A 22,694-nucleotide genomic window follows, 5' to 3' on the forward strand; every position below is an offset into this window, starting at 1 on the left:
TTTACACGGATTTTGGCCTGAGGCAAGGCAGGAAGCGCGCATAAAAAAACGCCAAGACATCACAGTCTTGGCGTTTTTTCACGTTGGCTAACTTAACGAACAGTCCAATACTTATTATTTTGCATTTCAGGTTTGATCACCAAGCCTTGCGAAGCGCCCTGCCCGATTCGAGCCGTACCGGAATAAGCCATCGCTGTAGCGGGTTTACATAAATTCGGATTGGCTTGACGATAAATCGCGGCGGCAAGTAGACCTTCGCTGCTATCGCCCAATGGCTTAGTAAAATCATCATTAGCGCTGCACTGTGGCGCAAAACCATCAGCAAAATCACCCATGCCTTTATCATTTACGCCTTTAAATTCCATCGGGAAATAAGAAATACCGCAATTGGATTTACCCATAAAGCCATAAGGTTTACCACACGTGGTATTGCCAATAATTTGTACATCAATATCAATACCGCGCAAGCTATTAATAATTGATTCACTCGCTGAACAAGTATTACCAGACGCCAAAATATAAACCCGTTTAAGATTTAAAGTCGGTAAAAATTGATTTTTATCCGTTGCATTGAAAAACGGCATTACACCATTGGCGGTGTCGACAGGACGTTTATCATTGTATTGCAAACGCTCAAATACTTTATTTTGTGTTGCTCTTTCCCCTGCAATCATATAGGCCAATTCACTGGCAATATATAAATACCCGCCGCCGTTATAGCGTAAATCCAAAATTAATTCGCTGACATTATTATCTTTAAATCCTTGCACCGCCTTAATTAAAGGCTGCTCAGCGGTTGAGATATGCGAATTAAATAATAAATACCCAGTTTTTTTTACCGGCCACATCGATGACTTTATTCATCGGCACCGGAGAAATGGTGATGTCGGCTGCGGCCATGCTAACGGGTTGCACGCTACCAGCCCGTTCAAAAATAAATTGATGCGTCACACTATTGCGTGGATAGAGTAAGGCCGAAAACCGGCAACGCTACCGTCGCCCACTACACCATCCACCGATTTCAATACATCACCGCGCACAATACCAGCCAGTGCTGCCGGTGAATTCGGTTCAACATAAGCCACCCGTATTGCCAGCGGTGGCGCGTCGCCGGTGTAGTGCCACTGAATACCGTAGTCCAGTACCTTGCCTGACTCGAATAAACCATTCCATTCGCGGGTGATTTCCATGAAACTAAATTTATCGGTTCTAGCGCCCGAAGCGGTCAGCGTCGGCGTTTTTAGCGCCTCAAAATATGCCGACAAAGCGCCATACACTTGGGATTCATTACTAAATGCCGGTGCCGCAGCATTCACCACTGGCATGTCTTTATACCAAAGGTAAGTTTTACTCATATTGTCTTTGAGCCAGGCTTTTTCATCATTCAAAGTACCGCTAGTACTCAATGGCGTGTCGTCAAAGCGATAAGGATTATTCACTGAACATTTTTGCGCCACCACCGCCGTGCTGGGTGCAGGTGTGACGACTGGCTTATTCCCCAAATCGGGTTGTGGGCCATCAAAAATCCCTGGGCCATCACCGCCACCACCGCAAGCACTCAATAACGCCGTGAAACCCATTGCCGAACAACGCAATGCCCATTTTTGCCCCTGATTAAATCGCATCATATTCACTTTTAAATGTAATTTTGAAAGATGCTAGACGCATAAACAAGAAACATCAAGCTGACTAAACAAGAAATAAATAAATAATAAAACGCTGATATGTAAATAAAAACCCTAGTGTGTTAATTCAAAGGCAAATACGCACTTTGAGCGACGAAATGCCGACAACGGCTGACAATATCTAATGCAGCATCACCGCGCTCAGCGTCGCATAAAGGTGACAATGCCACTTTATTCAAGGCAATACCGCGTCATAAACTCTGCGCCCAATCAAATGGCGAGCAATGACCGTCTGCGGATATTTTTTGCTATCGACGACCGTGCTAGAATATCGTCCTATCGACTCAATGAAAAATACAGGTGCAGCATGGCAGGTCATAGCAAGTGGGCAAATATTCAACACCGCAAGGGCCGTCAAGACGCCAAGCGCGGCCAAGTTTTCACCAAATTGATCAAAGAAATCACCGTTGCCGCCAAAATGGGCGGTGGCGATGTACTGATGAATCCTCGTTTGCGTTTGGCGATTGATAAAGCCAAAGCGCAATCGATGCCAAAAGACAATATCGAAAATGCGGTTAAACGCGGCTCAGGCTCGCTTGACGGTGTGGATTATTTAGAGACACGCTACGAAGGTTACGGTCTCAATGGCGCAGCAGTGATGGTGGATTGTCTGACTGACAATAAAGTGCGCACCGTGGCTGACGTTCGTCATGCTTTTGCCAAATACGGCGGCAATATGGGTTCGGACGGCTGCGTGTCGTTCCAATTTAAGCATTGCGGCTATTTGATTTTCGCGCCGGGTACGGATGAAGATGCGTTAATGGAAGCCGCGCGCTCGAAGCCGGTGCTGATGATGTAACGACCAATGACGACGGCTCAATCGAAGTGATCACCCCACCTTACGATTTTGTCACCATCAAAGAAACGCTCGAAGCGGCCGGTTTTAAAGCCGAAATGGGCGAATCCACCATGAAACCGCAAGCCGAGACTGAGCTTGAAGGCGATGATGCGATCAAAATGCAAAAACTGATCGACGCCCTAGAAAGCCTAGACGATGTGCAAGAGGTGTATACCACGGCGGTATTTGACGAAGAATAATTCCAGTTCTGAATTCAAACCTGACTTTGTCGGCAGCACCTTGCCGTGCTACAGCACTGTCTACGGCTCACCTTCGTGTCAGCTTTGATTCATAACTGGAATAGGCTGCGTTCAAGCATCGTGAAATTGCAGCATATAAAAAACCACCAAATATTTGGTGGTTTTTTTTTATCGCGCAAAATCGTAGGATGAGTGGAGCGAAGCGATACCCATCCATTTTCTGCGAGGTTTAATCAATACCAGATACGGATGTAATTCTGTTGTTGATTTGGATAAACCACAAATTCCTGAATCAACATACGAGTACCAGCAGTATCAGTCAGCGAATAAAACATGAAGCTGCGTTTGCCGATACCATCAGCCGTTAACACATGGCCACCATTTGCCAGCAATAGCATTTGGCTAGCGCTAATCGCTTCTGGCTGGCTGCCGCTTTGAGTGGTATTCAAAGTCACATTGCCAGAGGCATCAAATTGCATAACACTTAATGCTGCTGAACACTGACTTGCAGTAAAATTCTTAGCTTGCAAAGTTTGATTTTTAAACTGTGCCAAGCTGTCTGCAAACACCCGCTGTGCATCCGCATTCACCAGAAAATATCGCTTACCCGGCGTGCATAGCGCAATAAAATCGCGAACCGCCGTCGCCTGATTAGCCAAGCCGCCACCGATCAGACTCACCGATTTATCGTCTGGATAATCCACCGTGAATAATTTTTTACCGTTGATTCCCTGCATCGAGCGCGAGATTTTGCTCGCGTCTTCCTGCCACGGTTGACCGGCACTAAAGGCTAATTGGCCATCTGGCATTGCTGCGGCTTGGAAATTACGCCGAGTGCCATCAAGGTCAACGGCACCATCTACACTCGCAACCAATAGCTTGGTCGTGCTAGTGCCGGTTTCGGGCTGAGTAAGCATAAATTGGCTTGGACCAGTCCAAGCTTTTAATGGTGGCACAGGGGTTGGCGTAGGGTTAATCACCAGGTCGCCCCCTCCACCGCCACCACAAGCAGACAGTAGCGCAACGAGGGCCATACTGGCAGTGACAGCTTGCCATTTAGAACGAGATAAGTTTTTCATCAGTTTCAGCTTTATATTTTAAAAAAAGTGGTATGACTTACTGGAGGTGCCACCCAAGCATGGGATGTTAAAACACCAATAAGGCGTATAAAGCAGCCAAAACCACCATAAAAAACAAATCTTTTCTTAGAGGGTATGGACTTTAAGCCTCTCTAGCTGCCAAGTTAAACTCAACATCAAAGGCTAAATACGCCAGTCAACGAGCCGAATTCTATCAAATGTGTACTTTTACACATTCATACTTTTCACCAAATTTAACACAACTATTTACTTTTATTTGTCATAAAACACCACTCTCAAGCGCAAACATTTGGTGGCGCTCTAAGCATCGATTGATTTGGCCGACACGTACGCGACAGTCAACTCTGCGGTTTAACAAAGAATATGCTGAATTTGAAGCATAAAAAAAGCCCAAAAAATTTTGGTGGCTTTTTCATATCCAGCAAAAATCTAAAGTGAGCTCAGCCAAGCGATGGCCATCAATTTTCAGCTCGGGATATCAGCAAACAACGTAGTTCACGCTATTTATGGGTTTACTGTGACGACGTGATTGATTCAGCGTTAAAGCTCGCCAAATACGCCGCAAAGTCCGGTCCCATCCAAAACTGTGGATTCGAATGCTCAAAGCCTCGGCCTTGCTCTCTGTCTTTCACATTTTTAACCGTATCTTGAAAAAATCGAATACCAATCCACTGGAGCAGCAAAATTGCGATCATTGAGTAATTCATTACCAAAATAGGTATATTTCTGACCAAAATTACAGCCAAATGAAGGATGCGTGGCATCTGCCGCTGTCATCACCATCGATTTACTGGTTTTTAAGGTGTCCATAAAGACACCTGAATAGCAGGCAGAAATAAATACCGCTTTCCACGGTGTCGGCGCTTCAAGTAAGGCCAGTTGCATCTGATAAGGAGAAAGCTAAACCAATGGCACGCCACTCTGCTTTAAGGCCACGCCATCTTTACTACCGTGCGATACGATGTAGACCACCAATAAATCTTCCTCGCCATTCATTTTTTGTGAGAACTTATCAATCGCTTTCTGTAATCGAAATGGTGTTACTTGTGATATTAACTCGGCATCTTGTGTCGAATTACTCAGCAGCAAAGTCCGCGATTGCGCATTAAAAACCTTGCCCAACTGCTTAGCCGCCAATTTCATTTCATTGCTAAACACACTGCAGGTTGGTCAAACCCAGCGATCACCAATAAAAAGGCTTCTTTCTTACCTTCAACACCCGCTGGAATTTGCTTCAATTGCTGCTCAACCATCGCCTCCATTTGCAGATTCGATTGCGGTGGCACCGTGGTGCAAGCTGTAGCCAGAAGGAGCGTAAAAAGTATCAGAAGTGATTTCAAGATGACGGCTCAATAAATAAAAATGCCATTATTTATTAAGATGTAAATTTGTAGCAAGCAAAACAAACAATTAAGTTTGATTTTTCACGGATTACTTTACACAATATTTAATTATATTACATTTTAACAGTGCAAAGCATTACACACCACAGATAAGAAACTGCGAAAAAATACAAATAGTAAGTCACATTAGAGCGTCAATGCCTGTAAAAAATTGCACCGCATCACAATCCAATACACCAATTCGCTCAGCTTTTGATACACCACAAAAGCTTCCTGCTCAGCGGAACAAGAAATAATAAATCACATAAAACCAGCTCAAAAAGCCGTGAATAATCGCCCATAAAATGGAGTGATTGGCGCTCCATGACAGCGCGACGGCGATGAGAGTGCCAAGACTAAATCCACCGATAACGTTTTTCATTGTTGCTATCTCCATGTATTGATCGTAAGTCATGATAGCTGAATCCAGTTGGCTGTCATACTGCGCCAAAATGCCCGCGATGCGTCTGCGCCGAGGCAACGCGCTGCGGTATACTGGTGCGCAATTTAATCTGTCATTAGGAAATTCCCATGCGCCCTTCACAACGCCAACCGAACGAGCTTCGCACCGTCACTTTAACTCGCAATTACACCTGCCACGCCGAAGGCAGTGTGTTGATTGAGTTTGGCGCGACCAAAGTACTGTGTACCGCTAGCGTTGAAGAAAAAGTACCGCCGTTTTTAAAAGGCAAAGGCGAAGGCTGGGTGACGGCAGAATACGGCATGTTGCCACGTTCTACCGGTAGCCGGATGCGCCGTGAAGCCGCAAGTGGCAAAACAAAGCGGTCGCACCCAAGAAATCCAGCGCCTGATCGGTCGCTCATTGCGCGCGGTGGTGGATTTAAAAGCTTTGGGTGAGCGCCAAATTACGATTGATTGCGATGTAATCCAAGCCGATGGCGGCACGCGCACGGCAAGTATTACCGGTGCATTTGTTGCGTTGACTGATGCGATCAATGGCTTAATTGCCGAGGGTAAACTAGCCTCAAGCCCGATCCGTGAGTCGGTAGCGGCCATTTCAGTGGGTATTGTTGGCACAACGCCGGTGCTGGATTTGGATTACATCGAAGATTCGGGCTGTGAAACAGATATGAATGTGGTGATGACGGCGGCAGGTCAGTTTATCGAAATCCAAGGCACTGCCGAAGGTGAGGCGTTTAGTCGTGCAGAAATGAATGCATTACTTGATTTAGCTGAACTGGGCATCCAGCAATTGATCGAAAAACAAAACGTAGCGCTCGCAGTTTAAGTACCCGCGCCAGCCTGTTGCAACGCCTGCAACCGGCTGGCTCAGCATAAAATCATAACGTTGAATATTGCGGTATTGTTGGCGTCGCTTCGACCAACACATCATCTTGAAAATTGAGCGCAATCTCGCTGAACTCGTGGCTTAATTCAACTAAGGCCGCAACGCAATCGGCATCGAGTTGCCCCACTTGCACCATCCGCTTTAATTCAGCACACGCTTTTTCCATTGACCATGCCGCTTTATAAGGGCGCGGGCTAATTAAGGCATCAAAAATATCTGCGACCGTGACAATTCGCGCTTCAATTGGAATATCACTTTCAGTTAATTGCTGGGGATAGCCACTGCCATCTAAAAATTCATGATGGCATCGCACAATGTTTAATAAAATTTGTGAATCCGATAATTTCTGCAGCCCAAAATCACCAATAATTTTTTGCACCACGGCAACGCCTTTTTGTACATGAGTTTGCATAATGCGCTTTTCTTCGCTAGTCAATTTTCCAGGCTTGAGTAAAACGTGGTCAGGAATGCCAATTTTGCCAATATCGTGCAGTGGTGCAAATAAAAAAATATGCTCGATGGTTTCATCGCTTAATTGATGTTTTTCGGCAATTTTTTTGGCAATCATTCGCGAGAAACGTGCCATTCTTTCTAAATGAGCACCCGTTTCAAAATCACGTAAATTAGCAAAATCACGCGCCATATTGGCCGATGCCAGTGTAATACGCACAATAGCCAGCTCATTTGAAATCAACATATTAATCAAATTACAATACAAGATTAAATCGCGCTGTACTGCTGTCGTAAACGCCGATGGCTGTAATGAATCAAAAAAGATAAACCCTAAAAACCCCCCTTCGTCATACATTGGTACGGTAAATGATGAACGATAACCTTGCTTTAATAGCCAATCAGAATGCGCAGTACCGACACCAATCGTTTGGGATATTTCACTTAACACTCGGTACTCTGAATTTTTAGCCAACAAATTTAATTCATGGCTGGTCGATAATTTACATTGATAATTATTAATGGCTTCCCCATTACGAGTACTATTGATAAATGTTTTTAGTAAGTCTTCTTTTTCTTCATAAATTGCACAGGCAATTCGATCAATATTGGGAATGCGCACTAAAATTTGATCATGCAGCTGCACTAATTTTTGATTGAGTTTATCGCTATGCTCAAACACTGGGTTATTAAAATGATGATTGACTTGAGGCATGATGGCGATGTGCTCCTAATGCTTAAGTTACAAAACCAACAAAACCTTCCATAAATCTGACTTATATCGTTAAATATAACTTTAGTCGAAAAAAAATCCTTTACCAATCAACAAGCGATATTGCACTGCGCAATGGCGATTGACGGCTGTTTTATGCGCAGCGAATGTAAGGGCTGGCCGTTCCACCTCAATTGTCGTTTTAATTCAGGCATGCTGCGCTTTTGATTTTTGGGTGTGCCGCATGAGACGGTGGATTGATGCTTTGCAATGGGTGCAACATTGTAGGCTAGCGGTTTAACTCAAGCCGAGTTTATCCGAGTGCTCCAGCTTAAACACACTACTTTTGCCAGTTTGCAGCGCCGTAGCCGCCTCGAGTCTGCCGCCCTACCTTCAGTCACCATCGCCGAATCGCCGACCGGCCCGAAACCATCTGCTTCAAGCTTCGTGCCCGCACAATGGCCAGCCCCCATTGCGGCGCAGTTGCAGTTGAACTGCCCCTCCGGCGTAACGCTAACTTTGCCAGCTGCGACCGATCTGGCTTGGGTCGCAGCTTTATTGCGCGCTTTGGCATGATACCGCCATTGGCTTCGCTGCAATTGGTTGTCGAACCGGTCGATATGCGCCTTGGTATCGAGGGTTTGTCGGCCAAGATTCATGCCAGTTTGCAGCGTTCACCGGCTTTGTTGCACAAATCAGCGGCGTAGTGCTGCAGGTAGAATAGCGACATGAGCAAACCTGCACCCAACAAATACAAAACCACCAACTGGCCAAGCTATCACGCCGCTTTGAAATCTCGCGGCGCATTGATGATTTGTCGATCCAACACTGAAATGGGCTGCTGAGCCCACAGGCAAGCGCGGATGAAACCCCACTTTCAGTGACGCTGCAATTCAATTCTGCCTCGCATTGCGCCAAACCACAGGCATGGTGGAAAGCCTGCTTCGACTCGCCAACTTAGATTGGATCGTCTCTGATTCGAGTACGATTTCTCGTCGACAAAAAACACTGAAAGTCACAATTTCTGCCCGTCAAAGCCAAGGTGGGTTGCATTTATTGGTCGAGAGCACGGGCATCAAAATGCTCGGTGAAGGCGAATGGAAAACCAAGAAACATGGCGCTGAATATCGTCGGCGATGGCGCCTACGACACTAAAAAATGCCACAATGCCATTGCGGCCCGTGGAGCATCAGCGATCATTCCACTCAATCATTAATAAGCAGTATAAACCCATGATTTATAAGTAAAATATATAAAGCAGAAAATACGAAACCATGAAAAATACTATGATCAGTTCATCGCGTTTCTGCCCCTCTAGCACACCTCAGCGCAAGCCAGCCAACTTAGCCTACCAACCCCAAACCCGTCTGCTATAATCGTTTTTATTAAAAAACTTAAGTTTATAACTGTTTTTATGGCGGAGTAATCGATTTTATGGCTGAGATCGGGTATCAATGGCTATCGCTGACCTACAACGTGCATGCAGTACACCCGCTGGCCGTACAGAGTGAAATTGGACGTAACCGCTCCACGTCAAGTGGCGGTGACATACGTTTCGAAGTTTACCCAGAAATCTACCGCCCTCTTGACAGTTTTAGTGAGCAACTGGCGTTTGCTTTCAAATATGAAGGCATCCATCTGGAATTTCTAGCTCGGCTTTTTTCTCAAGTTTTGGCCAAGCAAGAGCTGGAACAATGGATTGCGCGAGAACCAACGGGAAGTTATGCCCGCCGCGCCTGTTTCTTGTATGAATGGTTATTGGATGACCCGCTAAATGCACCAAATCAAACGCGAGGCAACTACATTGATGCACTTGACCCCGGCCTGTATCTAGTCGGCACACCAATCAATTGCCCACGCTGGCGAGTTCGTGACAATCTGCCGGGCAATCGTGATTACTGCCCTATTGTTCGTCGAACTGCAACCATACAGGCGACTGAAACCTACGACTTGCCAGCCAAACTGGCCGAGCTGGAATCAGATTTCGGCGTTGATCTGATTTTACGCAGTACAGTTTGGCTAACAGTCAAAGAGAGCCGCGCCAGTTTTTTAATTGAGCGTGAGCAGGATAAAGAAGACCGCATTCGCCGCTTTGCCGCAGTCATGGAAAACGAATGCGGACAGCACGACAATCCATTTACTGCTGATACCTTGAGCCTATTACAACGCGGCATATTGGGCGATATGGCACTACGTTACGGGCTACGCCGCTCCCCTGTTTATGTTGGGCATTCAGCTCACTACCAAGCCGTTGTTGATTACATCGCCCCACATTGGGAACAAACAAACGCGCTACTTTCTGGGCTTGCGCATTTTCTCGAACGCAGCCAAGGCACATCGTCCATCGTGCGCGCCGCGGTCGCCTCTTTCGGCTTTGTCTATATTCACCCGATGGCGGATGGCAATGGCCGAATTTCGCGTTTTTTAATCAATGATATTTTGCGCCGCGATGGGCTTGTTCCCGCGCCAATTATCCTGCCTGTTTCGGCGACCATCGCCGATAGCACTCAGGCACGCGCCGCGTACGACAAAGTGCTTGAGCGTTTTTCGCGCCGCTTGATGCGTAAATATGCCGATCAATATGCATTTGGCGAGCAAGCCATCGCCGAAGATGGCGTTGAATACAATCTTTATTTCAGCGCTTACAACGATGCACTGCCCGCATGGCGCTACCCTGACCTCACGGCACACGCCGAATATCTCGCCAAAATCATCGACACTACGCTGACACAAGAAATGCGCAAAGAAGCCCGTTTCTTAAAAGCCAACGACCAAGCCCGCAGCGCCATCAAACAATTTTTAGAAGCGCCTGATAATGAACTCGACGGGATTATTCGCAGCATTCGGCAGAATGGGAACGCGCTGTCTAATCAGCTTTGCAAGCGCTATCCAATACTCGCTGAAAAAACCAGTGCTTGGTGAACGGGTTGTTGATGTTGTGACACAGGCTTTTGCTGATTAACGGTGTAAACTGCACCTTACCTTATGGCAAAGTTTATCATCGAGAAGCTTGCTCAAATTAATTAAAATAACTCCTTGCTGTATCGCCAAATTTTTCAGTTTTAAAAACACAAAGAAATAATTATTTTTAATAGGGATAGAAAATGACAACAGAAAATATTTCAGTAACGCTTATTACTCAAGGAAGTCATAAGTTTTACTCTGGAACTTTAGATATTGATATTATTGCAAATTCATGTTCAACAAACCCTCGAGCTAACGATCCAATTGAAGGATTTCAACGAACCTTAGATGAAGGTCGTGCAAACTCAATTGCTGAGTACATTCGTAATGGTGGCACTATTCCGTCAGGAATTATCCTGTCAGCTCAAGTGAATTCCATGCTAACTTATAACTCAAAGAATAAAACTATTACTTTTGAAGTAATACAAGGTGCATTTTTAATATTAGATGGTCAGCATAGGGCTTATGGATTTAGAAAACTATTGAATGAAGGGGTTAAATATCGCGTCCCTGTAATAATCTACAATGAACTTACACCAGTACAAGAGGCGCGATTATTTATTGATATAAACACACTTCAGCGCCCAGTCCCCAAAGAATTACTACTAGACATTAAGCGACTAGCCGAAAGAGAATCAGATGATGAGAGATTACTCGATGAACTTTTTACTAGCTTTGAAGTTGAAGTCGATAGTTATTTATTGAATAAACTTAGCCGTGTCGATAAACAGCGAGGAAAGATATCAAAAGTCACCTTTTACGACTCGATGAAACCAATCCTGAAAGAATTTAACATTTCAAGCACTGACAGGCTTTATAGAATAATAAATGCCTTCTTTTTTTGCAGCCAATGATATTGCTACTGAGAATAACTTTAATTTTGAAAGCTCGATTACAAAGGCAACCTTTTTCAAAATACTCGTATCGCACTCGCGCGCGATTATTTCTATAATATCTGACAATAATCCAGATGATCTAGATAAAATTAGCGAACATAAAAAATATTTACGCAGAACCTTACCGGGTTCATTTTCTGAAATATCAAATTCAAAGACATACTTAAAATCTGTTGAATTTCTTGATAGAAAATTACTGCGTAGAAATGTGACTATTTAATGGAACTGAACAAACTCACCCGTCTTCTTACTCCAATACTAATAGAAGGAGTATTATCTGCTCGTCGAAGCTCATACGACAGGCTAATAGAAAAAATTAATTTATTAGAATTTGTAACAAACAGCGTGGTTGTTACTACAAATGAGATTGTAATTGAATTACAGATATTGGATCTAGACTTGCTATATCAGCTTCTAGCTGGTGAAGCCAACCAATTTTTACTTGCTTCCAGAGTAACTTATGATCGTGCAACTCAGGGACAGCAAGAAAATGCTTCATGGCAAATAGTTGAGCATTATTATGCCGCCTACTATGCAATTCATTACCTTATTCGCTTAACTGGTGTAAGTCTGACCAATCTTGACTCAAGTGCAAGTCAGCGCATAAAGAGTTGCTACTTTGGAACTCAACCTATTGCTGATGTTCCTACTGGTTTATATACATTAACTTACAGCCATAGCACACATACACTTACCCTAAAGAAAAACATAAAGAAAAAAGCTGGCGGCTCTCACCAAGATGCATGGCAGCTTTGGGAGAATTTAATTGATAAACTGTCTGCGAGAAGTAATTTAGATCCAGCTGAATATGCAAACGAATCACTAGATCTGGTTGTACATAGAAAATTTTTAGTGAAATCCACTGGTAAATTCAATCCACCAGACATTCGTGGAGAAATTAATTACCAATTCAAAGGTAGTTCATGGATTTTTGAAAAAAGTGCGACAGCATCTATACGTAATATTCAGCTATTGATATCTGATTCCACCTCGTTTCAACCACTTTCAAGCCCAACAGTAGAAGGATTAATATCAAATAACAAATTAATTATCGCGCTAGCCAAATCTATATTTCTACATTCTTCTGAAAAATATCCAAAAAGCATATGCCGATCACTCAGTAATAAATTCCGTCAATACTTAGCTAAACCATGAAAAACCAATGATTGGTGGTGCTAAAACTTGCCAGTCAATGCCAAGCCAAGACGTGAAAAAGCCCGCAGGAATGCGGGCTTGAGGGATGTTTGCTGCTACTTAGTGCCGGACATTGCCAGACGCGGGATCATTCCCACTCAATCGTCGCTGGTGGTTTGCCGGATACATCGTAAACCACGCGGTTGATGCCACGGACTTCGTTGATGATGCGGTTAGACACTTTACCGAGCAAATCGTATGGCAATTCAGCCCATTTGGCGGTCATAAAGTCGCTGGTCACAACGGCACGAAGTGCAACTACGTAATCGTAGGTGCGGCCATCGCCCATGACGCCGACTGATTTCACTGGCAAGAACACCACAAACGCTTGGCTGGTCAGTTGGTACCAGTTTTTTACCGCTTTTCTCGTCTTGGGCGGCGCGCAATTCTTCGATAAAGATCGCGTCGGCACGTTTGAGTAGTTCGCAATATTCTTGCTTTACTTCACCCAAGATACGCACGCCAAGGCCTGGACCTGGGAATGGATGACGGTAAACCAATTCTGGTGCAAGACCCAAGGCAACACCGAGTTCACGCACTTCGTCTTTAAATAATTCACGCAATGGCTCAAGCAAAGAGAGTTTCATGGTTTCTGGCAAACCGCCCACATTGTGGTGGCTCTTAATTGCGTGCGCTTTACCGGTTTTGGCACCAGCCGATTCGATCACATCGGGATAAATTGTGCCTTGGGCCAACCATTTAGCGCTTGGCAATTTGGCTGATTCGGCTTGGAATACTTCAACGAATTCACGACCGATGATTTTACGCTTGGCTTCTGGATCAGAAACACCAGCGAGATGGCCCATAAACTGTGCAGTGGCATCAACGTGGATTACGCGAACACCGAGGTGCTCAGCAAAAGTTTCCATCACTTGTTTGCCTTCGTTCAAGCGCAACAAGCCGTTATCTACAAACACGCAAGTCAGTTGATCGCCAATCGCGCGGTGAATCAATGCCGCGGCAACCGATGAATCCACGCCGCCCGACAAGCCCAAAATCACTTCGTCAGTGCCGACTTGTTCGCGAATTTTGGCAACCGCTTGGTCGATGTAGTTCGGCATGGTCCAGCTTGGTTCAGACGCGCAAATATCCAATACGAAATGATTAATCATTTCGCGGCCTTTGAGCGTATGGGTGACTTCTGGGTGATATTGCACCGCGTAGAAATTACGCGTGGTATCGGCCATTGCCGCGATTGGGCAAGACGCGTTGCTGGCGATCACTTCAAAACCCGCTGGCATGGCAGTCACTTTGTCGCCGTGGCTCATCCAAACTTCAAGGCAAGTCTTCGCCAACTCACCTTCGCCGTGAACGCGGTCTGACAAATCTTTAAATAATGGGTTAGCTGGGTTAACTTCGATTTCAGCAAAGCCAAATTCGCGTACCGTGCCGGCTTCAACTTTACCGCCCAAGCTTTGCGCCATCCATTGCATGCCGTAGCAAATGCCCATCACCGGAATGCCAAGCTCAAACAATGCTGGGTCAGCTTGGTAATCTGACTCGTAAACCGAGTTAGGACCGCCAGACAAAATAATGCCCTTTGGATTAAATTCTTTAATAAAGTCGATCGAAACATCAAAAGAATGCAGTTCGCAATACACATGCGCTTCGCGCACACGACGGGCAATCAGCTGCGTAACTTGTGAGCCGAAATCAAGAATGAGAATCTTATCCATATCGAATTGTCCAATGGTGTGCGGGAAAACGCGGCATTTTACCAGCATTTAATACTTCCTTCCCAAGCTCTTTATCAATTGGGCGCTGGACTGCAAAAATACCTGTATTTTTGCCGCAATTACGGCTTAAAACCCAGTTTCAAGCCTCGAAAATGCCCTCGCTGACCGCAAAATGCCTGACTAACGGTGGCATCGAGCCAAACACCGCCGGCGCACGCCGGCTGAGGTTTAATTTAGCGCGGAGGTTTTACGTACTGATTGCAGTAATTCATCGAGTGCGGCCATGCCTGCGGGTGCGTTGTTGTGATTAATCATCGCCGCCACCGCCCACGTTTTGCCTTGTGCATCGCGGATATAGCCTGCTACCGCACGCACGTCTTTGAGGGTGCCGGTTTTAATATGCCCTTGCCCAGCGCTAGACTCGTCTTTTAGGCGTTTTTTTCATCGTGCCATCAAGACCAACAATCGGTAATGAGGCGATAAATTCAGCCGCCAATGGCGACTGCCATGCGTCTTTCAGTAGTTCTGCCAAATGTCTGGCGCTGATTTGCTCTTTACGTGATAAACCAGCGCCATTTTCCAGCACCAATTCTTGGTAATTGAACCCCTTACTTTGCAACCAACGAGCAATGACCGCATTGGCGCGCACCGCGCTATGCGCGCCGTCTTGCGGCAAGCCTTGCACGGCACCCAGCGTTAAATACAATTGCCGCGCCATCATATTGTTACTGTATTTATTAATATCGCGAATGGTATTGGTGAGCGAATCAGATTGGCTACTCGCCAGCAAGACGCTTGAGCTGGGCGTAACACCCAACTGCATTTTGCCGCTGATTTTGCCTCCGGCTTCTAACCATAAATTACGAAACAACTGATAGGTATAGGTCGGCGCATCAAATACCGACATATATTTGTCGCCAATACACCCAGCGGGTACTTCACCCACCAATTGCAGCATTAATTGTGGCGTGGCTTGCCCAGTTCGAAATTGCACGCGTTTTTGCCACGCATCACAACTGCCGCCCGCAGCAATCGCCAATTGATTACTCAGGCGCACTTCTGGCCAATCGGGCTCTGCCGACACCCTAACACGTTCGCCATCACTACGAATGCGTAAGCGAATAGACTTAAAGTTAGTCAGTAAAGCATCGGGTTTAACCATAAACGGCCGATCACTGGCCTCACCATCATCGTCAAACGCCGGCTCTTTTTCATCAATCACAAAAGCACTGCGATCGAGCACAACATCACCGCGAATTTCATCCACCCCTGCTGCTTTTAAATCGCGCACCAATAACCACATTCGCTCGAGCGTCAGCTTTGGGTCTCCCGAACCTTTTAAATACACAGGGCCTTCTAAGACGCCCTGTTTATTCGGCAAAGCATTGGCACGCAACTCAGTACGCCATTGCCATGCTGGCCCTAATAACTCTAAGCCAGCATAGGTAGTGATTAATTTCATCGTTGAGGCTGGATTGGATGGCACATCCGCCCGATAAAATTGCGCTTGCCCGGCGCCATCGAGCGGCAGCATCGCAATCGAAATCGCATCAGTTGGAATTTTGGCCGCGTTTAAAGCATTGCTCACGCCAAGCGGTAATGTCTGCGTTTGCGCCGCCCAGCTACTGTTCATGGCCAAGGCCAGCAAAGTGATCCATTTTTTCAACATGAAATTCCTGTCAACTCATAAAAAAAACAACGCTTGGTGCCCAAGCTATGCGGGCTGATGTCAAAACGAAGTTCAGTTGGGGATATTTAAATCGACTCAGGCGCTGCAATAGCGCCGCTTTGCCGCGCTTGCCACGCGGCTAAATCCAACCGATATTGCTGCAGCTCTTCGGTATACACATCAAAAATACAGGGGTAGCAGCCACTACTGCAACACGCCTCAAGTGGCGGTTCAATCGGCGCTTCAGGCTTAGGATCGTGGTTTTCTGGTAATGCTTCAGGCGGATTCATCGTCATTTCATCTATCGCATCTGTTAGAATGTCGCTATGAGCTATCAAGTACTAGCCCGTAAGTGGCGACCAAAAACTTTTGCCCAATTGGTCGGGCAAGAACACGTGATTAAAGCGCTGGCAAATGCGTTTGCCTCTGAGCGCTTGCATCATGCCTATTTGCTCACCGGCACCCGTGGTGTGGGTAAAACCACGATCGCCCGGATTATGGCCAAAGCGCTCAATTGCGAAACCGGCATTACGTCTGAGCCTTGCGGCGTTTGCTCAGCGTGTACGCAAATTGATGCGGGGCGTTTTGTCGATCTACTTGAAATCGACGCGGCGTCCAATACCGGTATCGATAATATTCGCGAAGTCTTGGACAACGCGCAGTATGCACCGACCGCTGGCCGTTTCAAAGTTTACATTATCGACGAAGTGCACATGCTCTCCAAGTCGGCATTCAATGCCATGCTGAAAACACTGGAAGAGCCGCCCAGTCACGTCAAATTTATCCTGGCCACCACCGATCCGCAAAAAGTACCGATTACGGTACTGAGCCGTTGCTTGCAGTTTTCATTACGGCAAATGACGCCACAACAAGTCACTGGCCATTTGCATCAGGTATTACAAGCCGAACAGATCGAATTTGAGCCCCTCGCACTCAATCTCATCGGTCACGCCGCCAGCGGCTCGATGCGGGATGGTTTGTCTTTGCTTGACCAAGCCATCGCCTACGGCGCGGGTAAAGTTGAAGAAGCCGACGTGCGCGCCATGCTCGGCGCGGTTGATCAAAGCTATTTATTTGATTTACTCACGGCACTGGTAGCCAAAGACGGCAGTGCCTTACTCAAAACCGCCGATGCCATTGCCGAGCGGGGCCTCTCGTACGAGGCGGCTTTGCATGAATTAGCCGCTTTATTACAACAGATTGCGCTGGTGCAAGCCGTGCCCAATGCGCTGGCAGATGATTTACCGCTGCGCGAGCAAATTGTCGCCACGGCGCAAGTCATTTCTCCCGAAGACATCCAGCTGTATTACCAAATTGCGCTGCATGGGCGACGTGATTTACCGCTGGCACCGGATGAATACGCCGGCTTTACGATGACAATTTTGCGGATGCTGGCGTTTGCGCCAAGTAGCGCAGGCCATACGGCGTTGCCAGCCACCAGTCACCCTCCCGCTGTACCGAGTGTGCCAGCGCCAACGAATCAGGCCTCAACAAATCAAGCACCAAGTAATACGGTCGCAAACAATCTAGCGCCGAGCAATCCTGCCAGCGCCCCAGCTCGCAATGAATCTCCACCTTGGCAGCAAGATGCCACGCCTGCGGCCATGTCGACGCCCGCTCGCGCCAGTGCGCCTGTCAAGCCAGCTCAGTTTAATGGTGATTGGCGTGCGTTGGTGGTGCACCTCAAATTGGGTCAGGCAGGTATGCTCGCGCAGCATTCGGAGCTACTAAGCTACAGCGACATACAGTTCAATATTAAAGTTGAAGAAGTGCATCGCAGTGTGGCAACGCGTGATTATCAAGAAAAATTACGCAGCGCACTGAGCGAGCATTTTGGTCGCGATATCGCACTCAATGTACAAATTGGCGAAGTTCAAACTGAAACGCCAGCCGATATTCATTACCGTGAAAAGCAAGAGCGCCAAGATCAAGCCGTTGCGGCAATTAATAACGATCCTTTCGTGCAAACCATGGTGAAAGAATTTGGCGCAAGTATTGCATTGGACTCAATCAAACCCATTTAAAAAAAATCAGCCAGCGAAACAAAGATGGATCGCAAGCAAACGCTTTAAGCCCCATCTTTTCGCTGGCAGCTTTTCTCTTCATGATTAAAAAGGAAATCTTATGTTTGGTGGTAAAGGCGGAATGGCTGGCTTGATGAAACAAGCGCAGCAAATGCAAGAGAATATGAAAAAAGCCCAAGACGAATTGGCCAACGTAGAAGTTGAAGGTCAATCGGGCGCTGGCATGGTTAAAATCACCATGACCTGCAGTAATGTTGTTCGCCGCGTTGCCATTGACGACAGCCTATTGTCGGATGACAAAGACATGCTCGAAGATTTGATCGCTGCCGCATTTAATGATGCGCTGCGTAAAGTAGAAGCCACCAGCCAAGCCAAAATGGGCGGTTTCACCGCCGGCATGCAATTGCCGCCTGGCTTTAAAATGCCATTTTAATGGGCTCACATCGCCATAGCGTCGCGCGCAAGTCGTGAGCAATGGCGATGCTTTACTCGTGATACGATGCAGCGCCCAAGGCGTTATCTCTACGAGATAGCGCCTTACTAATACCAACAAACAGTTATCCACGCCATAACAACACCCGTGGTATTGCTATTTAGGCACCAACCACAAACGCCACCAGAGCAATACCTATGCCTATCCCTGCCTCATTACAAAATCTGATTGATGCATTGCGCGTGTTACCCGGCGTTGGCCCCAAATCGGCGGCACGAATGGCGTTTCATTTAGTACAGCGCGATCAAGTCGGCGCGTCGGACTTGGCCCATGCCCTCGAAAATGCTTTGGGCACCCTCAAGCATTGTCGCCATTGCAATACCTTTACCGAGGCCGATACCTGCGACATTTGCTTGGATGAACAACGCAATCATGCGCAATTATGCGTGATAGAAATGCCAACCGACTTAATGTCGATTGAGCAAACACGCAGTTATGAAGGTTTGTATTTTGTCTTAATGGGTCGTTTAAGCCCACTCGATGGCATAGGCCCACACGACATTGCACTCAAACAATTACTCGAGCGCGCCAGTGATGGCCAAGTGACTGAAGTGATTTTGGCGACCAACTTCACCACCGAAGGCGAAGCCACCGCGCATTATGTCGCTGAAATGCTGCGGGCGCGCGGCCTAAAAGTCAGTCGGATTGCCCGCGGGCTCCCTGTGGGTGGCGAGCTGGAACATGTTGACCCCGGTACCTTGGCGCAAGCACTGATCGAACGCCGTGGCTTATAAAACCCTGGGGTCTGTTGACGTTTGGTTTTCCGCCACCCCTGCCCATTCGACCACAATCTACGACATTCGATAACACCAAGGCTTGGGTTTCAACATAAAAAAACGCCACTTTGACAGTGGCGTTTTTCAACACATCTAAAATGACTTAGTCTCGGCTATTGCCAGTGAACGCCATAATGATACTGAGCAAATTAACAAAAATATTGTACACATTCAGGTACAAGCTCAATGTGGCGCTGATGTAATTGGTTTCACCACCATTCACGATACGGCTCACATCGTACAAAATATACGCCGAAAAAATCATGATTACGGCAGCAGAAATCGTCAATGACAAAGCAGGAATCGCAAAGAAAATATTGGCGACTGCTGCCAACAAAACAATCACCATGCCGATAAATAAGAATTTACCCATAAAGGAAAAGTCTTTTTTAGTCACCGTTGCGATGGTCGCCAAGGTAAAGAAAATCGCGCCGGTGCCAATTGCAGCCATGCCAATCATTTCTGGACCATTGCTAAATTTCATTGCCATTTGCAAAATTTGGCTGAGCCACAAGCCCATAAAGCCAGTCCAGCCCAACAAAATAAACACGCCAGCACTGCTTTCTTTGGTTTTTTCGATGGCATAAAACGCCCCGAAGCTCACTAACATAAATAAGCCAAAACCTAAAAAGCCGCTCATACGAAACTGCATAGACATACCGAGCAAGGCGCCTGCTGCGGTTGGCAACATCGTCAAAGCTAATAAAAAGTAGGTATTACGCAGCACTTGATTGCGTTCTGCCGACAAGGTGCTATTGCCATACGTCGTGGTATTGGTATTAAAAGATTGCATTTTGAATCTCCTGATTGATCGGTGTCGATACTGTATCACCTGCTAAGAGGGCGGCAAAGACAAAAAGTTTCAAACTTTCACATCGATTATACAAATAATCAATTACATAACATCGGAAATGCTTGAGCCAAATTAGTGACTTCCAATTGATTGGCCTGACTTTGTTGCCAAACGGGGGAATGGTTGCGATCAAATAATGTGGCATAAATGCCGGCGGCAAAATCACCATAGCGTAAACAAGCCGCACTGACCTCGGTTTCTAATTGCACCGTCTGTTTAAACGACAATGCTGCACAGCGTTGTTGTAAAGTCCATGCAAGCCACAACGACGTGGGTGACGCGCGCTGCACTCGCAGTGCCGCGGCAGCGAGCCAAGCATCATCCAAAGTCGAAAAGTAACTCATGTGGTGTAAAGCATCGCTCAAACTACCGTTGCACACAAGCGCGCAGCAAATCTGGATGTGCTGGTAAATGTCCATCAGGCAACGTGAGCTCGGCTTGCTGCGCCGCTTGCGTTAAATAATCGCTCAATACAACGTGATCTAATTCTGGCTGCCCCTGCCAAGCTAAGGCGCTTAAATCCATTAACACTTGATGCCGACTTGATTCGGGCAAGGCCCACTGGGCGGCACCGCAATACAGTGCATCGCTGGCATTGATCGCCACGCCAGACAGCGCTAAAAAAGGACCGAACCCTGCCAACTCGTTCAGCCAGCGACTCGCCGCCACATCCGGAAACAAACCAATCGCCGTTTCTGGCATCGCCAATTTACTGCGTTCAGTCACAATTTTATGGCTAGCGGCAGCAAATAAACCCCAACCGCCGCCCATTACAATGCCATGCCCCCACGCCATCACAGGCTTGGCATAGTCACGAATCATTTGACAGAGTAAGTATTCTTCAGCAAAAAAAGCATCGCCTTGCGCCAACTCACCCGGCTGAGTCATCGCGGCATGTAAGGCTTTTAAATCACCACCAGCACAAAACCCACGCTCACCGGCACCAATCATCACCACGGCAACAATCTGCGCTTGATCACGCCAATCGTTTAGCGCTGCGCATATTTGCCGCACCATGCTTAAATTTTGCGCATTAATCCGCTCTGGCGCTGATAACGCTAAAATACCAATTTGAGTGCCATTGTGGCTCGTCATCAGTCGCACGTGAACTGTCATTCAAATATCCTTTTCGCTCAAAGCCTTTAATCAGACGCAATAACTCCCGCAATCGGATTAAGACTATGCTGATTCCCTATCGCCAACCATTAGGAAAACCGCCATGCTGACAACAATATTCAGCATAACCTTGGCATTGTCGGCGGTTTCTGGCGATAAAAATGAAGCGCAATGGCAATCACGACTGGAAAAAGCCACACAACAAGAAATGCATAATCCATGGGCAGCGGCAGTCACGTATTGCTATGCGGCGCGATTAGGCATTACCGAAGCCCAATATCGTTTAGCCATGCTGTATGCTTTTGGCTTTGGCGTGCCAGAAGACCGCGTGGCTGCAGCGAGTTTATTATCCATCGCCGCTGAACAAGGCCACCAAGAAGCACAAAAAATGCTAGAAACCATTCGCATTACGGGCCATCGTTTACCGCGCTGTGTTGAGTCCGATGTCGAACCCGAAATAAGCAAACCTATCGTCATTAGCCGTAAAATGAATGCCAATCAGCAAGTGGTTGCCAATATTATTAGCAAAGTCGCCACTTGGCACGGCGTTGATCCATCATTTGCACTGAGCATCGCCAAAGTTGAATCGGGCCTCAATAGCAGCGCGGTTTCCCCCAAATCAGCGATGGGCGTGATGCAGCTCATTCCCGAAACCGCAGCGCGGTTTAATGTCAAAGATGTCTTTAATACCAGCCAAAATGTAAAAGGTGGGGTGCGCTATTTGCGCTGGCTACTTGATCGCTACCAAGGCAATATCGCCTTAGTGGCCGCCAGTTACAATGCCGGGGAAGGAAAAGTAGATCACTACCGTGGGATTCCGCCTTATCCAGAAACACAGCAATACGTGAAAAAAGTGCTGCAACTCTACCCTTTTTCAGTTCACCAAACACCGAATGATCGCGGCCGCGATATCAATGTTTTTCCAGAACCAGCCAAAACTAAAAAAGCAAAGGTATATCGCTAGAGACTCTATTTTAAAAAAGCCTAGCTGCATATACCTTTATCTAGTACCACTCACAAACCTGACTTCCAAACCCGATTATTGGCTTACTTTTGCATCACGCACGCCAATAACTAAGCAGGTTTCAAGTGTTAGCAGCAGTTCGATTTAATCTTCGTCTTGATCAAACGCGTCTTCAGTGGCTGCGGCATTGGCTTTTTCAATTTCTTTGCGCTGGCGCTGAGCTTCACCCAATGCTTGCTCATAGGCATGACGCTGCTCATCGGTCATTTCCGGTTTGAGCATTTCCAGCTCTTTGGCCGCTTGATACGCCGGCATGGGCTGCAATTGAGTCACTAACTGAATCAGGGACGAGAACTGCTCTGGACTAACCGGCATCTGAATCTCCTTAAAAAA

Annotated in this window: 23 protein-coding genes and 5 pseudogenes; 13 read left to right on the forward strand and 15 right to left on the reverse strand. The window is 46.7% G+C overall.

Going from position 1 to position 22,694, the window contains the following annotated elements:
* Positions 1-92: 92 nt before the first annotated feature.
* From GKO28_RS02815 to GKO28_RS02825, 3 genes are read right to left on the reverse strand one after another with little or no spacing between them, the layout of a single operon-like run.
* On the reverse strand, positions 93-848 hold the full coding sequence (locus GKO28_RS02815; protein WP_182075289.1) for a S41 family peptidase: 756 nt from the start codon (positions 846-848) through the stop codon (positions 93-95).
* The gene (locus tag GKO28_RS02820; protein ID WP_182075290.1) at positions 811-951 is read right to left on the reverse strand and encodes a hypothetical protein; all 141 of its coding nucleotides are present in this window, start codon (positions 949-951) and stop codon (positions 811-813) included. The genes GKO28_RS02815 and GKO28_RS02820 overlap by 38 nt, the downstream gene beginning before the upstream one ends.
* Positions 948-1,628: a PDZ domain-containing protein gene (locus GKO28_RS02825; RefSeq protein WP_203563867.1), complete on the reverse strand. Its 681-nt coding sequence runs from the start codon at positions 1,626-1,628 to the stop codon at positions 948-950. Before GKO28_RS02825 ends, GKO28_RS02820 begins: the two co-directional genes overlap by 4 nt.
* 364 nt (positions 1,629-1,992) lie before the next feature.
* On the opposite strand from GKO28_RS02825, the pseudogene GKO28_RS02830 reads away from it, so the two are divergent.
* Positions 1,993-2,723: pseudogene (locus GKO28_RS02830) on the forward strand (YebC/PmpR family DNA-binding transcriptional regulator).
* A 233-nt stretch (positions 2,724-2,956) separates the two neighbouring features.
* On the opposite strand, the gene GKO28_RS02835 reads toward GKO28_RS02830, so the two are convergent.
* The 4 genes from GKO28_RS02835 to GKO28_RS02850 all read right to left on the reverse strand — a co-directional run bounded on the left by GKO28_RS02835 (position 2,957) and on the right by GKO28_RS02850 (position 5,749).
* Positions 2,957-3,802 carry a hypothetical protein gene (locus GKO28_RS02835; RefSeq protein ID WP_182075292.1) on the reverse strand — a complete coding sequence of 282 codons (846 nt, stop codon included), beginning with the start codon at positions 3,800-3,802 and terminating at the stop codon, positions 2,957-2,959.
* A gap of 657 nt (positions 3,803-4,459) precedes the next feature.
* Positions 4,460-4,708 carry a C13 family peptidase gene (locus GKO28_RS02840; RefSeq protein WP_182075293.1) on the reverse strand — a complete coding sequence of 83 codons (249 nt, stop codon included), beginning with the start codon at positions 4,706-4,708 and terminating at the stop codon, positions 4,460-4,462.
* 15 nt (positions 4,709-4,723) lie between these two features.
* Positions 4,724-4,960: a hypothetical protein gene (locus GKO28_RS02845; protein ID WP_182075294.1), complete on the reverse strand. Its 237-nt coding sequence runs from the start codon at positions 4,958-4,960 to the stop codon at positions 4,724-4,726.
* A gap of 483 nt (positions 4,961-5,443) precedes the next feature.
* The gene (locus tag GKO28_RS02850) at positions 5,444-5,749 is read right to left on the reverse strand and encodes a hypothetical protein (RefSeq protein WP_182077534.1); all 306 of its coding nucleotides are present in this window, start codon (positions 5,747-5,749) and stop codon (positions 5,444-5,446) included.
* On the opposite strand from GKO28_RS02850, the pseudogene rph reads away from it, so the two are divergent.
* A pseudogene (rph, locus tag GKO28_RS02855) lies at positions 5,737-6,454 on the forward strand (ribonuclease PH). The gene GKO28_RS02850 and the pseudogene rph sit on opposite strands and share 13 nt — an antisense overlap.
* A 52-nt stretch (positions 6,455-6,506) precedes the next feature.
* On the opposite strand, the gene GKO28_RS02860 reads toward rph, so the two are convergent.
* On the reverse strand, positions 6,507-7,679 hold the full coding sequence (locus tag GKO28_RS02860) for an HD-GYP domain-containing protein (protein ID WP_182075295.1): 1,173 nt from the start codon (positions 7,677-7,679) through the stop codon (positions 6,507-6,509).
* A gap of 318 nt (positions 7,680-7,997) precedes the next feature.
* Here GKO28_RS02860 and GKO28_RS02865 point away from each other — a divergent pair, with 318 nt between their 5' ends.
* The 7 genes and pseudogenes from GKO28_RS02865 (at position 7,998) to GKO28_RS02890 (ending at position 12,691) form a co-directional block, all read left to right on the forward strand.
* Positions 7,998-8,252 carry a hypothetical protein gene (locus GKO28_RS02865; RefSeq protein ID WP_182075296.1) on the forward strand — a complete coding sequence of 85 codons (255 nt, stop codon included), beginning with the start codon at positions 7,998-8,000 and terminating at the stop codon, positions 8,250-8,252.
* Positions 8,249-8,383, forward strand: a complete 135-nt coding sequence (locus GKO28_RS20980) for a hypothetical protein (RefSeq protein WP_282099212.1) — start codon at positions 8,249-8,251, stop codon at positions 8,381-8,383. The genes GKO28_RS02865 and GKO28_RS20980 overlap by 4 nt, the downstream gene beginning before the upstream one ends.
* A 21-nt stretch (positions 8,384-8,404) precedes the next feature.
* A pseudogene (locus tag GKO28_RS02870) lies at positions 8,405-8,828 on the forward strand (transposase); the annotation flags it as partial.
* A 282-nt stretch (positions 8,829-9,110) separates the two neighbouring features.
* Positions 9,111-10,598 (forward strand): Fic family protein, encoded by a 1,488-nt coding sequence (locus tag GKO28_RS02875; RefSeq protein ID WP_182075297.1) that lies wholly within the window; start codon positions 9,111-9,113, stop codon positions 10,596-10,598.
* Between the two features lie 182 nt (positions 10,599-10,780).
* Positions 10,781-11,494: a DGQHR domain-containing protein gene (locus GKO28_RS02880; RefSeq protein WP_203563868.1), complete on the forward strand. Its 714-nt coding sequence runs from the start codon at positions 10,781-10,783 to the stop codon at positions 11,492-11,494.
* Entirely contained in the window at positions 11,469-11,756 is a 288-nt protein-coding gene (locus GKO28_RS02885) for a hypothetical protein (protein WP_203563869.1), read from the forward strand. Before GKO28_RS02880 ends, GKO28_RS02885 begins: the two co-directional genes overlap by 26 nt.
* A complete protein-coding gene (locus GKO28_RS02890) occupies positions 11,756-12,691 on the forward strand; it encodes a hypothetical protein (RefSeq protein WP_182075298.1) in 936 nt (311 codons plus the stop codon). The genes GKO28_RS02885 and GKO28_RS02890 overlap by 1 nt, the downstream gene beginning before the upstream one ends.
* A gap of 127 nt (positions 12,692-12,818) precedes the next feature.
* Here GKO28_RS02890 and guaA read toward each other — a convergent pair.
* The 4 genes and pseudogenes from guaA to GKO28_RS02910 all read right to left on the reverse strand — a co-directional run bounded on the left by guaA (position 12,819) and on the right by GKO28_RS02910 (position 16,365).
* Positions 12,819-14,406: pseudogene (gene guaA, locus GKO28_RS02895) on the reverse strand (glutamine-hydrolyzing GMP synthase).
* A gap of 228 nt (positions 14,407-14,634) precedes the next feature.
* On the reverse strand, positions 14,635-14,781 hold the full coding sequence (locus tag GKO28_RS20985) for a hypothetical protein (RefSeq protein WP_307838933.1): 147 nt from the start codon (positions 14,779-14,781) through the stop codon (positions 14,635-14,637).
* Between the two features lie 40 nt (positions 14,782-14,821).
* Complete coding sequence (dacB, locus tag GKO28_RS02905) at positions 14,822-16,075, reverse strand: D-alanyl-D-alanine carboxypeptidase/D-alanyl-D-alanine-endopeptidase (protein ID WP_203563870.1); 1,254 nt, start codon at positions 16,073-16,075, stop codon at positions 14,822-14,824.
* 86 nt (positions 16,076-16,161) lie between these two features.
* Positions 16,162-16,365 carry an oxidoreductase-like domain-containing protein gene (locus GKO28_RS02910; protein ID WP_182077381.1) on the reverse strand — a complete coding sequence of 68 codons (204 nt, stop codon included), beginning with the start codon at positions 16,363-16,365 and terminating at the stop codon, positions 16,162-16,164.
* 36 nt (positions 16,366-16,401) lie between these two features.
* On the opposite strand from GKO28_RS02910, the gene dnaX reads away from it, so the two are divergent.
* The 3 genes from dnaX to recR all read left to right on the forward strand — a co-directional run bounded on the left by dnaX (position 16,402) and on the right by recR (position 19,326).
* Positions 16,402-18,099 (forward strand): DNA polymerase III subunit gamma/tau, encoded by a 1,698-nt coding sequence (gene dnaX / locus GKO28_RS02915; protein WP_182075300.1) that lies wholly within the window; start codon positions 16,402-16,404, stop codon positions 18,097-18,099.
* Between the two features lie 100 nt (positions 18,100-18,199).
* Positions 18,200-18,532: a YbaB/EbfC family nucleoid-associated protein gene (locus GKO28_RS02920; protein WP_173531996.1), complete on the forward strand. Its 333-nt coding sequence runs from the start codon at positions 18,200-18,202 to the stop codon at positions 18,530-18,532.
* Positions 18,533-18,729: 197 nt separating this feature from the next.
* Positions 18,730-19,326 carry a recombination mediator RecR gene (gene recR, locus GKO28_RS02925; protein WP_173531997.1) on the forward strand — a complete coding sequence of 199 codons (597 nt, stop codon included), beginning with the start codon at positions 18,730-18,732 and terminating at the stop codon, positions 19,324-19,326.
* Between the two features lie 145 nt (positions 19,327-19,471).
* Here the strand turns inward: recR and GKO28_RS02930 are convergent, their stop codons facing one another.
* Complete coding sequence (locus tag GKO28_RS02930; RefSeq protein ID WP_182075301.1) at positions 19,472-20,161, reverse strand: Bax inhibitor-1/YccA family protein; 690 nt, start codon at positions 20,159-20,161, stop codon at positions 19,472-19,474.
* Between the two features lie 98 nt (positions 20,162-20,259).
* Positions 20,260-21,337: pseudogene (locus GKO28_RS02940) on the reverse strand (enoyl-CoA hydratase/isomerase family protein).
* 103 nt (positions 21,338-21,440) lie between these two features.
* On the opposite strand from GKO28_RS02940, the gene GKO28_RS02945 reads away from it, so the two are divergent.
* On the forward strand, positions 21,441-22,301 hold the full coding sequence (locus GKO28_RS02945) for a transglycosylase SLT domain-containing protein (protein WP_182075304.1): 861 nt from the start codon (positions 21,441-21,443) through the stop codon (positions 22,299-22,301).
* 144 nt (positions 22,302-22,445) lie between these two features.
* Here GKO28_RS02945 and GKO28_RS02950 read toward each other — a convergent pair whose 3' ends face one another.
* Entirely contained in the window at positions 22,446-22,676 is a 231-nt protein-coding gene (locus GKO28_RS02950) for a hypothetical protein (RefSeq protein WP_182075305.1), read from the reverse strand.
* Positions 22,677-22,694 lie beyond the last annotated feature (18 nt).

The organism is Deefgea sp. CFH1-16 (genome assembly GCF_016881365.1).
Taxonomy (GTDB): Bacteria; Pseudomonadota; Gammaproteobacteria; order Burkholderiales; family Chitinibacteraceae; genus Deefgea.

What these genes read in the sequence shown, in the direction of transcription:
- GKO28_RS02815 (WP_182075289.1), bottom strand. Translation starts at nt 848, where the DNA reads ATGTGGCCGGTAAAAAAAACTGGGTATTTATTATTTAATTCGCATATC.
- GKO28_RS02825 (WP_203563867.1), bottom strand. Translation starts at nt 1,628, where the DNA reads ATGATGCGATTTAATCAGGGGCAAAAATGGGCATTGCGTTGTTCGGCA.
- GKO28_RS02835 (WP_182075292.1), bottom strand. Translation starts at nt 3,802, where the DNA reads ATGAAAAACTTATCTCGTTCTAAATGGCAAGCTGTCACTGCCAGTATG.
- GKO28_RS02840 (WP_182075293.1), bottom strand. Translation starts at nt 4,708, where the DNA reads ATGCAACTGGCCTTACTTGAAGCGCCGACACCGTGGAAAGCGGTATTT.
- GKO28_RS02860 (WP_182075295.1), bottom strand. Translation starts at nt 7,679, where the DNA reads ATGCCTCAAGTCAATCATCATTTTAATAACCCAGTGTTTGAGCATAGC.
- GKO28_RS20980 (WP_282099212.1), top strand. Translation starts at nt 8,249, where the DNA reads ATGATACCGCCATTGGCTTCGCTGCAATTGGTTGTCGAACCGGTCGAT.
- GKO28_RS02875 (WP_182075297.1), top strand. Translation starts at nt 9,111, where the DNA reads ATGGCTGAGATCGGGTATCAATGGCTATCGCTGACCTACAACGTGCAT.
- GKO28_RS02880 (WP_203563868.1), top strand. Translation starts at nt 10,781, where the DNA reads ATGACAACAGAAAATATTTCAGTAACGCTTATTACTCAAGGAAGTCAT.
- GKO28_RS02885 (WP_203563869.1), top strand. Translation starts at nt 11,469, where the DNA reads ATGCCTTCTTTTTTTGCAGCCAATGATATTGCTACTGAGAATAACTTT.
- GKO28_RS02890 (WP_182075298.1), top strand. Translation starts at nt 11,756, where the DNA reads ATGGAACTGAACAAACTCACCCGTCTTCTTACTCCAATACTAATAGAA.
- dacB (WP_203563870.1), bottom strand. Translation starts at nt 16,075, where the DNA reads ATGTTGAAAAAATGGATCACTTTGCTGGCCTTGGCCATGAACAGTAGC.
- GKO28_RS02910 (WP_182077381.1), bottom strand. Translation starts at nt 16,365, where the DNA reads ATGAATCCGCCTGAAGCATTACCAGAAAACCACGATCCTAAGCCTGAA.
- dnaX (WP_182075300.1), top strand. Translation starts at nt 16,402, where the DNA reads ATGAGCTATCAAGTACTAGCCCGTAAGTGGCGACCAAAAACTTTTGCC.
- GKO28_RS02920 (WP_173531996.1), top strand. Translation starts at nt 18,200, where the DNA reads ATGTTTGGTGGTAAAGGCGGAATGGCTGGCTTGATGAAACAAGCGCAG.
- recR (WP_173531997.1), top strand. Translation starts at nt 18,730, where the DNA reads ATGCCTATCCCTGCCTCATTACAAAATCTGATTGATGCATTGCGCGTG.
- GKO28_RS02930 (WP_182075301.1), bottom strand. Translation starts at nt 20,161, where the DNA reads ATGCAATCTTTTAATACCAATACCACGACGTATGGCAATAGCACCTTG.
- GKO28_RS02945 (WP_182075304.1), top strand. Translation starts at nt 21,441, where the DNA reads ATGCTGACAACAATATTCAGCATAACCTTGGCATTGTCGGCGGTTTCT.
- GKO28_RS02950 (WP_182075305.1), bottom strand. Translation starts at nt 22,676, where the DNA reads ATGCCGGTTAGTCCAGAGCAGTTCTCGTCCCTGATTCAGTTAGTGACT.